The following is a 15,355-nucleotide window of genomic DNA, read 5'->3' as shown; positions in this document are numbered from 1 at the left end:
GCGCGCGACCGCCCGCCTTGGAGGTGCCTCGTCTCCTCCCCAGTCCCATGGCGCGTGTTTCGCACCAAATTGTCCGGGTTATTCCGAGCGCGAGCCCCCGAAGCTACAGGAAGCATTAAGACATATGGCTTAGCGATCTACAAAACCGGGGGTGATCCAAGGTAGCGGAAATCCCCGGCATCATTCCGGCACAGGACGATCGCGCGACACGGTCCGACCGGTGCGCTGAAAGGGTTAGACATGAATATCTGCAAAAGAAAGACGCTCATCGCGCTGGTCGGCTTTGCCTGTGCGCCCCTGGCCGCAGCCGCCTCGGGCGAGGACATATTGACCGTCACCTTGCCCGACAGGGTCGTCGGCATGACCATCACCCAGCTCGAGGCGCTTCCCGTCACCGAATTCGACACGACGACGATCTGGACCGAAGGCGCCCAACACTTTCGCGGTGTGCGAATGGTCGATTTGCTGGATCATTTTGGCGTCACGCAGGGCCAGGTGCAACTGACGGCCGCGAACGATTATTCGATTTCCGTACCCGTCGACGACTTTACCGACGACGGTGCGATCCTGGCCTATCAGCGCAACGGAAAACACATGACCCTGCGCACGAAGGGGCCGTTGTGGCTGGTCTATCCCTATGATTCCTCGCCCGAATATCAATCGGAGGTGATCTATTCCAATTCGATCTGGCAACTTGACCGGATAACCATGATCGACTGATCCGATAGCGCCCTGTTCTGCGCTGCATCTTCGACCGCAGGCAGTCTTTTGCGGAGTCGCAGATGTCCCGTCTCTCGATAAAATGGACCAGTCTGGACACCGCCGTCATTCGCCTGGGATTTCTGGCGACGACCACCGGGCTCTGCCTGATCGCCATTGTCTATCTGCTGACCGACGTGCGCCAGAAACTGGCCGAGCTTGCGTCCTCTCCGACGGATAATATCCAATGGACGCTTTCTCAGCTCGAAGTCGAATTCCTGGAATTCCAGCTCTCGGTGCAGGCGGCCCAGCTTTGGGCCACCACTGCCGCCGGGGCCAGCCAGATCACCCCCTCGCCGGCGCCGACCCTGGCCGATGCCACGCAACAGGCGGCGTCAGACGCGGGAACGGATCAACAGGATGCCGCGCAGACAAGGGCCAGCGCGGATCTGACCAAGGCGCTGGCTTATGTTCGGAAACGCTACGATATCCTGTACAGCCGCCTCGACACCTTGGCCCATGCCCAACTCTATTCGCAGGCCTTGCTCAATCCAGTGTTGGACGGCGCCTTTGCCGAACTGGATCGCAAGATCAAGGATTTCGCGCCCGACATCGACAGCCCGGACTCCGCGTTGATCGGACGGCTCGCCCCGATTCAGCGTGCCTTGATCCCGTTGCGCCCCGACCTCCGTTATATCCTGTCGTTCAGCAACCTCGAATTCGTCTCGCAGGCAGACATGGCCCGTCTTGACGTGGCGCAAGTGCTGAAGGGGTTGGCATGGGTCAGTTCGGTTCTGCTCGCGGCGCTGACGGCCCTCGTGATCCTGTTCCGCTCCCTGGCGCAGGTGGCCAAGAAACGGTTGCAGCAGAACCTCGCCACCTCCGCCCGGCTCGAGACGATTTTCAATACCTCCCGCGATGCGATCCTGCTGTTCGACCCGCGCGGACGGCTGCGCAACGCCAATCGTACCGCAGAGGAGATGTTTCAGCTTGGCAGCGGTGAAATCGACGGCCTGCCGGCTGGCACCTTCCTGCGCCGCGAAGGCTCCAGCGGGCTGCTCGGGGTTTCCGGGGCGGACCTGTTCCAGGCCTGCAATGCCGGTCCGCGCACCGGCTATCGGCTGATCGGACGCGCCCGGACCGGATCGTCGTTTCCGGTCGAACTCTCGATGGATGTCAGCAACCGCGAGGGCGTTGCAATGCTGGTCTGCGTCGTGCGCGACATCTCGCACCAGGTCGCCTCTGAGGCCGAACTGACCGCCTCTCGCGACCAGGCCCTTGCGGGAGAGCGCGCCAAGGCCCGTTTTCTCGGGGTGATCAGCCATGAGATGCGTACGCCGCTGAACGGGATCCTCGGCACGATCGACCTGATGGCCGAGGGCGACAGCCCGACCGAAAGCGCGACATATCTGAATGTCGTTCGGACGTCGGCGCAGACCCTGCTGGATCTCGTCAACGACGTGCTCGACATCACCCAGATCGAGGGCAGCGACGTCGTGATCCACCCTGCTCCTTTCGACCTGGATCAATTGCTGAACGATATCATGGCGAGCGAGAGACCGCGCGCGCGCACCCAAGGCAACCGTCTGCAACGCTCCGGGGCAAATACGCTGGGCTGGGTCAATGGCGATGCGACGCGGGTGCGGCAGGTTCTGCTCAACCTCGTGTCGAATGCCGTCAAGTTCACCAGCAACGGCACCGTCACGATAGAGGCGCAGCGCACGAATGACATCATGACACTGGCCATTCACGATACCGGGATCGGCATGACAGATGCGGAATGTGAGCGTATCTTCGATGATTTCGTGCGACTGGACGGCGCCATCGCGCTTCAGATTCAGGGCACCGGGTTGGGCTTGGGAATCTCGCGGCGCATTGCCACCGCCATGGGTGGCGACATCTCGGTGCGCAGCCGCGTGGGCCACGGCACAACGTTCCAGGTGCGTCTGCCCCTCCCCGTCGCGCATGCCATTCCCACCGCCGTTGCGACCGACCACGCCGAAGACAACATTGCCCCACCACAGCGCATTCTGCTGGTCGAGGATAACCCGACCAACCGCTTTGTTGCCCGGCGTATGCTGGAACGGGACGGACACAGCGTGACCGAGGCCGAAAACGGCAAGCGCGGCGTCGAGCTGAGCCAGATGTCGCACTACGATATCATCCTGATGGATGTGTCCATGCCGGTGATGGACGGCATCGAAGCGACCGCAGCCATTCGTGCGGCTCCCGGTCCGTGCCAGCACAGCCGCATCATCGCATTGACCGCGCATGTAGGTGACGACGTGACCGAACGACTGCGCGCCGCGGGCCTGGACGACGTGATCGCCAAGCCGATCCGCGTTCGTATCCTGCGCCGCCTGTTGACCGAGGCCAGCACCGGCATGACCGGCGGACGCATGTCGACACGCTTTGACACCTAGTGTCTGCGCAACCGCCAAACAGCGGCGAAATATCATGATCTGATGTAAATGGCGGACAGACAGGGATTCGAACCCTGGAGACGGTCTCCCGCCTACACACTTTCCAGGCGTGCGCCTTCGACCACTCGGCCACCTGTCCGTGGGGGTCTCTTTAGCGTTGGATCTGGTTGGAGTTCAACAGCTATTTTCGGTTTTTTGACGCTTTCCTGCGCGCCGGTTTTCGCGGGCGCGCAGGAGCTTGGTTTTCAGCGCGGGATTGACCCGGACAGCCCTATCGGTCTGCATCCCCTTCGCCGGTGCCATCAGCCTCCGGCGCATCGTCCGGATTGCGATCGCGCATATGGGCCGGCGCGCGGCCCGGGCCGGGCGACTGATCCTTGTGCTCAACCGGTGTCTCGGCGCCCTGGGTGTCGTCTGCGCCGGGCGCGGGCGCGGCGACGCCCGGTTTGCCCTGCAACAACGCTTCGGGATTGCGCAGCCAGATGTCGCGTTGCGCAAAGGGTATCTCGATGCCCTCTTCCTTGAACCGTTCGGCGATCTGGTGGTTCACCTCGGTCTGCACCACCAGCACCTGCGTGATATCCCGCAGGATCATCCGCATCTCGAAATCCAGAGAATCCGCGCCGAAGCCGTTGAAGATGATTCCCGGCGGCGGGTTCAGCAGCACCAGCGGCTGGGCTTCCGCGATCTCCTGAAGAATGTCCTGGACCCGGCGGGTATCGTTGCCATAGGCCACGCCGACCTTGACGATCAACCGCCCGATCATGTTGCCTCGGGTCCAGTTGGTCACCACGCCCGAAATCAGGTCGGCGTTCGGCACGATCACGTCGGTGCGGTCGAACGTCTCGATCCGGGTCGAGCGGACCGAGATGTTGCGCACAAAGCCCATCTGCCCACCGGCCTCGATCCAGTCGCCCTCCGAAATAGGCCGCTCGACCAGCAGGATGATACCCGAAACAAAGTTCTCGACGATCGTGCGCAGGCCGAAACCCACACCGACGGACAGCGCCCCGGCGACGATGGCCAGAGAGCTCAGGTCGATCCCGGCCGTCGTGATTGCCGCCAGCGCCGCCAGAAAGATCCCGATGTAGCCAAGCCCCGACACCACCGCGTTCTGACCGCCGATGTCCAGCTTGGTCTTGGGCAGGACGGTGGTCTTCAACGTCCCCTGCACCACCCGCGTCAGGGCATAGCACAACGCGAAAACGATGACGAAGGTGACGAAATCACCGGGCGAGATATGGGTGTCACCCAGGCTGAAACCGCCCTTGAACTCTGACCAGAGCTCGGCCAGGTCGGTGACGCGCGCGCCCCAGATCAGCGCAAAGACCGGCAGGGACAGCAACGTCACCGCAAAGCCCGCCAGGACCGGCCACAGCGACTCGGCCACACCGGCCCGGTCCCGCGTGATCAGGACATAGATTTCCTCGATCAGCTTCTGGATACCGATCAGCAATGAAATCAGCATCAGCGACTTGAGGGTCTGAAGCGAAATCGCGCTGCCAACCTTGAAATATCCGACAGCCGCAAGAAGCGGCCCGACAATCGCCATGATGCTGACCAGACGCGCCAGCAGGATGATCAGATGCCGCCGGAATGACCGGTCTTCGCTTTCGCTGTCATCCGACCTCGCGTGCACCACGATAAACCGCGAAATCCGCAACAGGAACAGGCCGACCAGAACGACGATCGGGAAATGCAGCACGTTGTGCGTCGCATCGCTCCAGGCGGCGGCCTCTCCGGCGGCGTTCAGCAGGGTATCGGCGGCCAGCAGACCACCAAAGAACAACGCGTACAGGCGTCCCTCGCGGCGCTGTGCCGCGCTCAGCTCCAGCGGCAGCTCGCCGGAATCGGACATCGGAAAGATATTGTTGCCCAGCCAGCGGGCAAAAAACAGCTGGAACCCGGCCGCCGGCAATACCGTCGCCAGGGCCTCGATCGCCGTGCCCCCGATGCCGCTCGCCATGATCGCGCTTGAAATCATCAGCGCCCCGACCGTCGGGATGATGATCTGGCCCAGCGAAACCACGAACGAAATCAGCCAGCGCACCGCCGTGCGTTCCTTGGCCACCAGGCGAAAGGCCAGCCGTTCGAACCAGCTTCGACCGCGCAGAACCAGCAACAGCGCCAGCGCCAGCAGGCCCAGCAATACCGGCAGGTTTTTCATGAAGGCGGCGCGTTTGCCCTGGTTCGCCCAGGCGTCGCGCGGCTCTTCGACCATCTGCACGAAATAGCTCGTCAGGTCAGTGATCGCTGCGGGCCATTTGGTCGGATCGATGGGGGCCGGTCCCAGCTCCAGCATCGCATCCGTCTGCCGTGCGCGCAGCATTCCGTCGACCGACCGCACCAGCGCATCCGCCTGGCTGTGTGCCAGTTCGGCCCTGCGCGACGGGGCCTGGATCTCGGCCAGCTTGTCGTTCAGGCTGGCGCGCTGCTCGGCAACCTCGGGGGCTTCTTCCTCGCCCTCGGCCGGGGCCGGGCCCAACGTATCCAGCTGGGCCTGCACTGCCCGCGCCGCTGCCGTCGTATCGGTGTGATTGGCCGCGAAACGCGCCCGCCAGTCGACCAGTTCGGTCCGCAGCGATTCCAGCGCCGTATCAGACGCGCGGTTCGTCTGTATCGCGTCCTCGGCCCGGTTCGCCACCGCCTGCCACTGCGTATAATCCTCTTCGCTCAGGGGCACCGTGCTCGTGCTCGCGCTGGTATCGCTTTGTGTCGCGCTCTGGGCCAGGGCGGCCCCCGGCGACACGACGCCGACCCCCGGCACCGCGACAAGGGCCAGTACGAAACATGCCACAAGCAGCCCCCGCAGGGTCGCGGCCTTGCAGCGCGGCCCGAGGCAGTTCAGCCCGGTACGGTTCATTGTGGTGCGGGCCAATCGGGTGCGGGGGCTCGTCACGCCTGTGCCTCCCTACTCGGTGAACACGCCGGGGATGGAGCGGGGCGACTGTGTCATCCAGCTGGGCGTCGGCAGCCCCTTTTCGCGCAGGAAATCGGGATTGAACAGTTTCGACTGATAGCGGGTGCCATAATCGCACAGGATCGTCACGATGGTGTGGCCGGGGCCCATTTCGCGCGCCAGACGCACCGCACCCGCCACGTTGATGCCGGACGACCCGCCCAGGCACAGCCCTTCTTCGGACAGCAGGTCAAAGACATAGGGCAACGCCTCCTCATCCGGGATCTGGTAGGAAAAGTCCGGCGTAAAACCCTCGAGGTTGGCAGTGATGCGCGCCTGCCCGATGCCTTCGGTGATCGAGGACCCCTCCGCAGCCAGCTCACCCGTGGTATAATAGCTGTGCAACGACGCCCCCATCGGATCGGCCAGCGCGACTTTCACGCCTTTCGGCTGCAACGCCATCGCCGTTCCGGCCAGCGTGCCCCCGGACCCGACCGCGCAGGTGAACCCGTCGACCTTGCCGCCCGTCTGCTCCCAGATCTCGGGGCCGGTCGTCTCGACATGGGCCTGACGGTTGGCGATATTGTCGAACTGGTTGGCCCAGATCACGCCCTTTTCCTCGGTCTTGGCCAGTTTTTCCGCCAGCCGCTGCGAATATCGGACAAAGTTGTTGGGGTTGCGATAGGGCGCTGCCGGCACCTGCACCAGCTCGGCCCCGGCAAGGCGCAACATGTCCTTCTTTTCCTGACTTTGCGTTTCGGGAATGACGATGACGGTCTTGAACCCCATCGACGCCCCCACCAGCGCCAGGCCGATGCCGGTGTTACCCGCAGTGCCCTCGACAATCGTTCCACCGGGTTTCAGATCGCCGCGCGCCATGGCATCGCGGATGATGTACAGCGCGGCGCGGTCCTTGACCGATTGCCCGGGGTTCAGAAATTCGGCCTTGCCGAGAATGGTGCATCCGGTCTCCTCGCTGACGCGGCGCAACTTGATCAATGGCGTATTGCCGACAGCGCTGGCCAGATCCTTGGCGAATTGCATCGAGGTCTTCCTTCTACGTTACCTTTGGTCCTGATGTATCCGGGGCGTCGCCCCAACTCAAGCAGCGCCCCGCAATAGGGAACGCTTGCCCGAAAGCCACATCAGCGACAGGATAAGCGGCGCATTCTGCGCCTCGCCGCTGGACACAAGTTCCATCGCGGCGTCGTAACTCAAAACATGGGTCCGGATATCTTCGTGTTCTTCCGCCAGGCCATGGCTGCCCGTTTCGGCGTCCGGCAGCTCGCAAATGCCCAGGTAGATGTGGAAATACTCCGTCGAACACCCCGGACTGGGATAGCACGAGGCAACATGGTGCAGCGCGCGCAGATCCAGATCCGCTTCTTCCACCGCCTCGCGGCGGGCGCAGTCCTCGGGTGTCTCGCCCGGGTCGACGCGGCCCGCGACAGGTTCCAGCATCCAGGGCAATGCCTCGCCCCGCGCGAATGGCCCCATGCGGAACTGCTCCACCAGCAGCACCCGATCGCGCACCGGGTCATAGGGCAGCACGATGGCGGCATCGGGTGCCAGGAACACCTCGCGCCGCACCACCTCGGACGTGCCCCCGTCAAAGGTCGCGTAATCCAGATCGAACGTCCGGGTAAAGAAATAGCCCGCATGATCGTCGAACTGACCCTGCACACGCGCCATCGGGGTCTGCGGACCCTGCCCCACCTCATGCGGCGGCGGCATCTGCCCGGCGCGCAGCCGCGATCCGGCGCGCGCTTCGATCTGGGTCACGCGAAAGCGCAGCTCGTCCCCCGAGAAACGCCCCCACAGCTGCATGATCTCGGCCGCCGCGATGCAATCCAACGCGGCGCGGCGCGCGCCCCAATCCGCCAGATCCCAGGTGCCCGGATCGACATGCGACGGCGCGCCCGGCACGAACACGTCGGCTGACACGACCTCATCCCCGATGCTCACCTGGCATTGCGAAAGGTGCATGTCGTAGGCCGATTCATAGTGGCGCAACCGATCCAGCACGTCCGGCGCGATATCGCGTATCACCAGCCCCTGCGCCATCGCGCCGGGTTCCTGCACCAGCACCGGCCAGTCGCCATCCCCGGAGGGGGCGATCCGGTAGCCTTCGCGCACCGCAGCCACCGTCACAGGAAGTGTCCCGGCCACGATTTCCAACAAGGGGGCATGGCGCAACGTGCCGAAAAGAAACAGATTCTTGTTCACATGATCTCCTGCGGTGAAACGGCCGGCACCGCGGTGCCGCCCTGCCTGAGGCCCAGTTGTTGGCGAACATGGCGCGGGGCACAACCGCAAACCGGCGCCGCCGCCGCCCCCCGGCGATTAGATGCTGTTCCTCAGGCGGCGCGTGACACGGTGATCTGCGTCACATCGCAATTGCCGCCCGCAAAGGCCCCCGCACAGGCCGTCAGATAAAAGTTCCACATCCGGCGAAACCTGTCGTCAAAACCCATTTCGGCCACGTCCTCCCATTTCTGGTTGAACGTCTCGTGCCAGCGCCGCAGCGTCTGGCTGTAGCTGTCCCCGAATTCGACGGATCCCTTGACCAGCAGCCCCGCCTTCTGCACTTCGGCGCGCAAGGCCGAGGGGCTGGGCAGCATCCCACCCGGAAAAATGTGTTTCTGAATGAAATCAACGCCTTTCCGGTAGGTCTCCCAGCGTTTGTCCTGCACCGTGATGATCTGTAGCACCGCATCGCGTCCCGGCTTCAGACAGCGTTTCAGCGTCTCGAAATACACCGGCCAATAGCGTTCGCCGACGGCTTCGAACATCTCGATACTGGCGATGCCGTCATAGCTGCCGCGTTCATCACGATAATCTTGAAGCTTCAGATCAACTTGACCTGAAAGACCTGCCTTTTCAATGCGTTCCCTGGCATAGTTCAACTGCTCCCGGCTGATCGTCAGCCCGGTCACCCGCAGACCTCTTTCCTTTGCGGCGTATTCCGCGAACCCACCCCAGCCACAGCCGATTTCCAGCACGTGGTCGCCCGGCTTGACGCCCATGCGATCGACCATGCTGGCGTACTTGGCGCGTTGCGCTGCCTCCAGGCTCATCTGCGGCGCATCGAACAAGGCCGACGAATAGGTCATGCTGTCATCCAGCCACAGCCGATAGAAATCATTTCCCAGGTCGTAGTGGTAAGAGATGTTCTTTTTCGCCTGCGCCTTGGAATTGCGCCGCATCCAGTGGCGCGCCTTTTCATAGGCTCGGACCAGGGCCATGCCCGGAAATCCGTCGTAAATCGCGTCGTTGTCCGCGTGCAGCATGTCCAGGAAGGCCTGCAAATCCGGCGACGACCACCAGCCCTCAAGATAGGCGTCGCAAAAGCCCAGGTCGCCCTCTCGGATCAGGCGCGCGAACAGGTCGTCATTGTGCACGTGCAGCACGGCCACCGGGCCGGGATTGCGCCCCTCGGCCCGAAACACCCGCCCATCCGACACATGAAAATCCAGCTGGCCGTTTTCCAGATCGCGGGCAAGGTGAAATACCTGGGCAAAATAGCGCGGCAGGTCCTTTTCCCCCTTGGTGTCGGTCAAAATCTGCGGGCTGGCACTCATCACGTCGTCTCCTTCTGGATCGTCGTCGATGCTAACAAGGTCGGCGCGTGACGAAAGCCTTTTGTCATGAACTTGTTAACTTTTAAGCGCGGCATAGGCGTCCAGGGCTCGCTCGCGCCCCTCTTTCAGCCCGATCAGGGGCGCGGGATAGGCGTCATCGGCGCTCAGACCCCAAGCTTTCGGGATCGCGTCGAAATAGCTCAGCGCAGTGTCGGTGGGCGCCTCTGCCTCCTCCGCGATCCAGCGCCTTCGATATGCGCCGTCGCGGTCGAACTTCTCGGCCTGGGTTTCGGGGTTGAACACGCGAAAATAGGGCGCGGCGTCCGGGCCACAGCCCGCCGCCCATTGCCACCCCATCGCGTTCGACGCCGGATCCCAGTCGACAAGACAGTCGCGAAACCAATCTGCGCCGATTTTCCAATGACACATCAAATGCTTGGTCAGGTAGCTGGCACAGATCATGCGGGCGCGGTTGTGCATTCGACCGGTGACGTACATCTCGCGCATTGCCGCGTCGACAAAGGGCACGCCCGTGCGCCCCTGCTGCCAGGCCCGCACCGCGTCAGCGTCCGCATCCTCGGTCCAGGCAAAATCATTCCACTCCGACCGCCAGTTTTCCGTCAGGATCTGCGGCGTGTGATACATCAGGTGATAGGCGAACTCGCGCCAGACCAGTTCCTTCAGAAACGTCTCGGCTCCGGCCTTGCCTTCTTCGTGCGCGCGCACCCCTGCGTGCCAGCATTGGCGCGGCGAAATCTCTCCCAGGCTCAGGTATTGCGAAAGATCCGACGTCGCGGCTTCGCCCGGATAATCGCGCCGCGTCGCGTAGGCGTCGATGCGGTGGCGTGCGAACGTGGCCAGCGCCTGTTGCGCCGCCCTCTCGCCCGCGTCGACATGGCCGCCGACAACCTGCGCGCCGCGCCGCATCTCGGCCCCAAGGGCCCAGTCCTCCAGGGTCTCGCTCTCGGGCCATTGCTCCGGCGGGGGGATGTCGGCAGGCGCGGTCAGCGGCTCCGACACCTCGCGATCCTTCACCGCGCGCCACATCGGGGAATAAACCTTGTAATAGCTGCCCTGCCCGGTCTCGACCTCCCACGGCTCGAACAGAAGATGCCCGGAAAAGCTCTGGGCCTCGACGCCATTGTCACGCAGCGCGGATTTGATGCGGCTGTCACGCTCAATGGCCTGCGGGTCATACAAGCGTGACCAATAGACCGCGTCGGCGCCGGTCTGCGCCAGCAGCTCCTCCAGCACCTCGCGGGCGGGTCCACGCCGCAGGATCAGTCTCTGCCCCTGCGCGCGAAGCGTTTCGGCAAGCGCGGCAAGGCCCAGCCCAAGCCTGAATTTCGCGGCCGCCCCCAGCCCCGTCACGCTGTCATCCTGGATGAACACCGCAATCACCGGCCCACCCCGCGCCAGGGCCGCATTCAGCGCCGGGTGATCGGTCAGGCGCAGGTCACGGCGCAGCCATAGCAAGGTCGGTTTGGTCATGCGAACTCCTCAGACAGGTCCGCCAGAACCTAGCGCGCAGCACACCGGGTCAAGACCACGCGGCCGGGTTCACCGCACCACGTCGCCGCAGCGCCAAGGAAGGGGCGGCATGAAAAAGAAAGGGCGCGGCTCGCCGGGCAGAGGTCGCGGCCGTCACGCCGCACAGCCGGGCCTGGCGATCAACGATCGCAATCGCGCCGTCACCCGGCAGCACGGCCAGACCTTGCGCCACCGTGCAGCCCCTTCGCCTCAAAAGCTGTCGCCCGGGTCTAGCGGCCCAGGTTGAACGGCCCAGGTTGAACGGCCAGATTGAACGGCCCAAGTCAGGCAGCCCAAGTCGAGCGCCCCATGTCAGGCGGCCCATGTCAAGCGGCCCAAGTCAGGCGCCCCACGTCAGGCGCCCCACGTCAAGCGACCGGGGATCAGCGCACCAGCATCACGGAAATGCGGGCATGGCTGGCAACTCGTCCCCCATTCGAGGGCCACAGCAGATCCGTCAGCTTTGGGGCATGGCTGGCCATCACGATCAGATCCGCGCCGGTCTCCTCGATGGCGCGCAACAGCTCCTGGTCCACCTCGACCTCCATCTCGTGGCTGATCACCACGTGTGACCGCAGGTCCAGGCCAAGGGCACCAGACCTCTCATTTGCAAATTCGGCCAGCCTGTTTGCAAACTCTTTCGGATCGCCGGCCACCTCGCTCCCCAGGGCCGAGGTGACGCCGACGACGATCACGTCGGCGGAAAAACTGCGCGACAGCGCCGCGGCGCTTTTCAGGGCCTTTTCACTGCGATCGGGGTGCGCCAGGTCGACCGGCACCGCTATCCTGTCATACATCACGCATCCCCTCACCTCAGCCGTTCACATCGACCAGAACGCGGCCCTTGATCTGCCCGTTCAGGATGTCGGCCCCCAGCCGCGGCAGATCCGACAGGTGCGCGGGCTGGATCATCGACGACAGCTTGTCCATCGGCAGATCCCGCGCCACCCGCGCCCAGGCACGCTGACGGTTCTCGAACGGCTGCATGACGCTGTCGATCCCCAGCAGGTTGACGCCGCGCAGCAGGAACGGCACGACGCTGGTCGGCAGCTTTGCGCCCCCCGCCAGGCCAACCGCCGCGACCGATGCACCATACGCCATCTGCCCCAGGACCCGTGCCAGCATGTCGCCCCCCACCGCGTCGACACAGCCGGCCCAGGTTTCGGCCTCCAGCGGCCGCTTGACGACCTCGTTCAACTCCGCGCGCGCCACGATCCGCGCCGCCCCGAGGGACAGCAGGTAGTCGCCCGTTTCCGGACGCCCCGTCACCGCCGCCACGCGGTATCCCAGATGCCCCAGGATCGCCGTGGCGACAGACCCGACGCCCCCTGCGGCACCGGTCACCAGAACCTCGCCCTTGTCCGGCGTCAGACCATGATCCTCCAGCGCCATCACGGCCAGCATGGCGGTGAACCCCGCCGTTCCCACCGCCATGGCATCCTGCGCGCTCATCCCCTCGGGCAGCGGCACCAGCCAATCGGCCTTGACCCGGGCCTTCTGCGCGTAGCCGCCCCAATGGGCCTCTCCGACGCGCCAACCGGTCAGCACGACCTTGTCACCGGGGGCATAACGATCATCGCTGCTCTGCTCGACGGTTCCGGCGAAATCGATGCCCGGCACATGCGGATACTGCCGCACCAGCCCGCCCCCGTTGGGCGACAGGCACAGACCGTCCTTGTAGTTCACGGTCGAATATTCCACCGCGACCAGCACCTCGCCGTCCGGCAGGTCTGCCACGTCCAGCTCTTTCACAGCTGCGGTGACAGTGCCGTCGTCGTCTTTTTCGACCAATAGAGCTTTGAACATGTTTCCTCCGATATTTCAATTTCTTGCGCCGCAAACCTCATGTAGAGGTCACGGCCATGGCCCCGCATCTGGCATGGCAAAAAGGTCCGTTGCATCGGGTGTGGCCCCTGCGGCGGTCAACATGGCGTGCACTTGCCCGCGATGATGCGTCTGATGATTGAAGACATGCACCACAACCCGCGCCACAGGCATCTTGACATCGCCCTTCAACACCCCGGAATACCAAGACAAATCACCCGTCAGATCAAGTGCGCGCAGCGCCTCGGCCCACAGGATGAACCGCCCGTCCATGCGAAACCTCTCGGCAGACCACACCGGCAGGGTCGGACAGATATTCGGGCTCTCCGGGATGCCGCCCTGCGGCTTTGGCATATCGCTCAGCCGCGACAGCCAGGTCTGATCCGCCCACAGGATATGGTTCACCGTGCCCAGGATCGACCCGAAGAACGCGCCGCGATCCCGCGTCAGATCCTCGGTGCTCAACGTCTCCATGGCCCGCTGCATCGCGCGGTTCTGCCAGGCGTTGTAGCGCGCCATCGTCAGGCAATAGGCAGGCGTGATCATCGCGGGTATCCTCGACGTGACTACGCCGCGATAACACCCCCCCGCGTCCGGAAATGCAAGAGCAGCGCCGCGAAATGCAAGCTCCGCTCAGCGGTCCCGCAGCGCCTCTTGCAGCAGCGCGCGCACTGCCTCCTGTGGCACATCGGCGGTGACGAAGGCCGTCCCGATGCCGCGCGCCAGGATGAACCGCAGCGCCCCGTCCACCACCTTCTTGTCCTGCGCCATCAACACCAGCAGGCCGTCGGCATCCGGCAGGGGGCCGGAAATGTCGCGCAGGTCAACCTTCATGCCCATGTCGCGCAGGTGGGCGCGCACCCGGCTGGGGTCTTCCTGCGCGCACAGGCCCAGCTTTGCCGACAACTCGAACGCCAGCGCACAGCCGATCGCCACCCCTTCACCATGCAGCAGCCGGTCGGAATATCCCGTCGCGGCCTCCAGCGCATGACCAAAGGTATGGCCCAGGTTCAACAGCGCGCGGTCGCCCTGTTCGGTTTCGTCACGCGCCACGATCTCGGCCTTCATCTGGCACGACCGTTTCACCGCCGCGACCCGCGCCGCCATGTCGCCCGCCGCCAGCGCCGGGCCCATGCGCTCCAGCCAGTCAAAGAATGCGGCATCGCCCAGCAGACCGTATTTGACCACTTCGCCATAGCCCGCCAGGAAATCGCGCGGCGCCAGCGTGCCCAGCACCGCCGTATCGGCCAGCACCAGGCTGGGCTGATGAAACGCCCCGATCAGGTTCTTGCCCTGCGGGGCGTTGATGCCTGTCTTGCCCCCGACCGAGCTGTCGACCTGCGCCAGCAGGCTGGTCGGAATCTGCACGAAACGCACGCCGCGCCGCAGAACCGCCGCCGCAAAACCTGCCAGGTCGCCGATCACCCCGCCGCCAAGCGCGACCACCACGTCGCTCCGCTCGACCTTCTGGTCCAGCAGCCATTCGACCGCGCGGGTAAACTGCGGCCAGCTCTTGGTGGACTCGCCCGCCGGCAGCGCCAGCGACACCATGTCGATGCCCGCCTCAGCCAGCCCGGCACGCAGCGTCTCAAGATGCAGCGCCGCCACCGTCTCGTCCGTCAGCACCGCCACGCGGGGCCGCCGCAGCAGCGGCGCGATATGCGCCCCTGCCTCGGCCAGCAGCCCCGGCCCGATCAGGATCTCATAGCCGCGCTCGCCCAGCTCGACCCGCAATTTTTCCTGCAATTCCCGCATCATGTGGCCTCCAGTACATCCGGGCGCTGCATCAGCGCGCGAACCACGTGCTGCGCCATGTCCGCCACGCTGTACCCCGGCTCGGAGCGCACCTCCAGATCCGCCTCTGCATAGATCGGCACGCGTGCCTCGTACAGTCCACGCAGCGTCGCGCGGGGGTTCGGTGTTTTCAGCAGGGGGCGCGAATCCCGGTGTTTCACCCGGCTCCACAGCAGATCCAGATCGGCATTCAGCCACAGCGAGACACCCCGCTCGGTGATCAGTGCGCGGTTCGCCGCGCTCATGAAGGCGCCCCCGCCGGTCGACAGCACGCAGGGCGCCTCGTCCAGCATTCGCGCGATCACCTGGGATTCGCGGGCGCGGAAAAAGCTCTCTCCGTCGCGGGTAAAGATTTCACCGATGCTCATGTTCGCCGCCAGTTCGATCTCGGCATCCGAATCACGAAAGTCCACGCCCAGCAGCTGTGCCAGCGCCTTGCCCACGGCGGTCTTTCCCGCGCCCATCATGCCGACCATGACGACAGTTTTGTTCAGTTTCCAGCTCATCACGATCGCGCCTGTCGGCGCTGCCCTGCCTTTTCACGGATTTCGGGCCTGAATGACGTGATCTTGCGAAAAAGGCCAGTTATAAGTTGGTCAAAAGAA

Annotated in this window: 12 protein-coding genes and 1 tRNA gene; 2 read left to right on the top strand and 11 right to left on the bottom strand. The window is 64.2% G+C overall.

Annotated features, from left to right (window positions below; genetic code table 11):
* The first annotated feature begins 240 nt into the window (after positions 1-240).
* Together DL237_RS00320 and DL237_RS00315 are read left to right on the top strand one after the other, a co-directional pair.
* A complete protein-coding gene (locus DL237_RS00320; protein ID WP_119397026.1) occupies positions 241-720 on the top strand; it encodes a molybdopterin-dependent oxidoreductase in 480 nt (159 codons plus the stop codon).
* A 62-nt stretch (positions 721-782) separates the two neighbouring features.
* Positions 783-3,122, top strand: a complete 2,340-nt coding sequence (locus DL237_RS00315; protein ID WP_119397025.1) for a hybrid sensor histidine kinase/response regulator — start codon at positions 783-785, stop codon at positions 3,120-3,122.
* Between the two features lie 49 nt (positions 3,123-3,171).
* On the opposite strand, the gene DL237_RS00310 is transcribed toward DL237_RS00315, so the two are convergent.
* The 11 genes from DL237_RS00310 to DL237_RS00255 form a co-directional block, all read right to left on the bottom strand.
* Positions 3,172-3,261 (bottom strand) — tRNA-Ser (locus DL237_RS00310).
* 132 nt (positions 3,262-3,393) lie between these two features.
* Complete coding sequence (locus DL237_RS00305) at positions 3,394-6,021, bottom strand: DUF3772 domain-containing protein (protein ID WP_233544805.1); 2,628 nt, start codon at positions 6,019-6,021, stop codon at positions 3,394-3,396.
* 12 nt (positions 6,022-6,033) lie between these two features.
* Positions 6,034-7,065: a cysteine synthase A gene (locus DL237_RS00300; RefSeq protein WP_119397024.1), complete on the bottom strand. Its 1,032-nt coding sequence runs from the start codon at positions 7,063-7,065 to the stop codon at positions 6,034-6,036.
* Positions 7,066-7,122: 57 nt separating this feature from the next.
* Positions 7,123-8,247, bottom strand: a complete 1,125-nt coding sequence (locus tag DL237_RS00295) for an NUDIX domain-containing protein (RefSeq protein ID WP_158585566.1) — start codon at positions 8,245-8,247, stop codon at positions 7,123-7,125.
* A gap of 131 nt (positions 8,248-8,378) precedes the next feature.
* Positions 8,379-9,602: an SAM-dependent methyltransferase gene (locus tag DL237_RS00290; protein WP_119397022.1), complete on the bottom strand. Its 1,224-nt coding sequence runs from the start codon at positions 9,600-9,602 to the stop codon at positions 8,379-8,381.
* A gap of 75 nt (positions 9,603-9,677) precedes the next feature.
* Complete coding sequence (locus tag DL237_RS00285) at positions 9,678-11,093, bottom strand: cryptochrome/photolyase family protein (protein WP_119397021.1); 1,416 nt, start codon at positions 11,091-11,093, stop codon at positions 9,678-9,680.
* 422 nt (positions 11,094-11,515) lie between these two features.
* Entirely contained in the window at positions 11,516-11,929 is a 414-nt protein-coding gene (locus DL237_RS00275) for a universal stress protein (protein ID WP_119397019.1), read from the bottom strand.
* 16 nt (positions 11,930-11,945) lie between these two features.
* The gene (gene acuI, locus DL237_RS00270) at positions 11,946-12,938 is read right to left on the bottom strand and encodes an acryloyl-CoA reductase (RefSeq protein WP_119397018.1); all 993 of its coding nucleotides are present in this window, start codon (positions 12,936-12,938) and stop codon (positions 11,946-11,948) included.
* A gap of 48 nt (positions 12,939-12,986) precedes the next feature.
* Complete coding sequence (locus DL237_RS00265; RefSeq protein ID WP_119397017.1) at positions 12,987-13,502, bottom strand: DinB family protein; 516 nt, start codon at positions 13,500-13,502, stop codon at positions 12,987-12,989.
* Positions 13,503-13,589: 87 nt separating this feature from the next.
* Complete coding sequence (aroB, locus tag DL237_RS00260; RefSeq protein WP_233544804.1) at positions 13,590-14,714, bottom strand: 3-dehydroquinate synthase; 1,125 nt, start codon at positions 14,712-14,714, stop codon at positions 13,590-13,592.
* A complete protein-coding gene (locus DL237_RS00255) occupies positions 14,711-15,256 on the bottom strand; it encodes a shikimate kinase (RefSeq protein ID WP_119397016.1) in 546 nt (181 codons plus the stop codon). Before DL237_RS00255 ends, aroB begins: the two co-directional genes overlap by 4 nt.
* Positions 15,257-15,355: the final 99 nt, after the last annotated feature.

The sequence above is a fragment of the Pseudooceanicola sediminis genome, assembly GCF_003575965.1.
Taxonomy (GTDB): Bacteria; Pseudomonadota; Alphaproteobacteria; order Rhodobacterales; family Rhodobacteraceae; genus Pseudooceanicola; species Pseudooceanicola sediminis.
This window is presented reverse-complemented; position numbering and strand designations above follow the sequence as displayed.

Excerpts from the sequence above, each read along its gene's own strand:
- DL237_RS00285 (WP_119397021.1), bottom strand. The coding sequence starts at position 11,093 with ATGACCAAACCGACCTTGCTATGGCTGCGCCGTGACCTGCGCCTGACC.
- aroB (WP_233544804.1), bottom strand. The coding sequence starts at position 14,714 with ATGATGCGGGAATTGCAGGAAAAATTGCGGGTCGAGCTGGGCGAGCGC.
- DL237_RS00255 (WP_119397016.1), bottom strand. The coding sequence starts at position 15,256 with ATGAGCTGGAAACTGAACAAAACTGTCGTCATGGTCGGCATGATGGGC.
- acuI (WP_119397018.1), bottom strand. The coding sequence starts at position 12,938 with ATGTTCAAAGCTCTATTGGTCGAAAAAGACGACGACGGCACTGTCACC.
- DL237_RS00265 (WP_119397017.1), bottom strand. The coding sequence starts at position 13,502 with ATGATCACGCCTGCCTATTGCCTGACGATGGCGCGCTACAACGCCTGG.
- DL237_RS00315 (WP_119397025.1), top strand. The coding sequence starts at position 783 with ATGTCCCGTCTCTCGATAAAATGGACCAGTCTGGACACCGCCGTCATT.
- DL237_RS00290 (WP_119397022.1), bottom strand. The coding sequence starts at position 9,602 with ATGAGTGCCAGCCCGCAGATTTTGACCGACACCAAGGGGGAAAAGGAC.
- DL237_RS00320 (WP_119397026.1), top strand. The coding sequence starts at position 241 with ATGAATATCTGCAAAAGAAAGACGCTCATCGCGCTGGTCGGCTTTGCC.
- DL237_RS00275 (WP_119397019.1), bottom strand. The coding sequence starts at position 11,929 with ATGTATGACAGGATAGCGGTGCCGGTCGACCTGGCGCACCCCGATCGC.
- DL237_RS00300 (WP_119397024.1), bottom strand. The coding sequence starts at position 7,065 with ATGCAATTCGCCAAGGATCTGGCCAGCGCTGTCGGCAATACGCCATTG.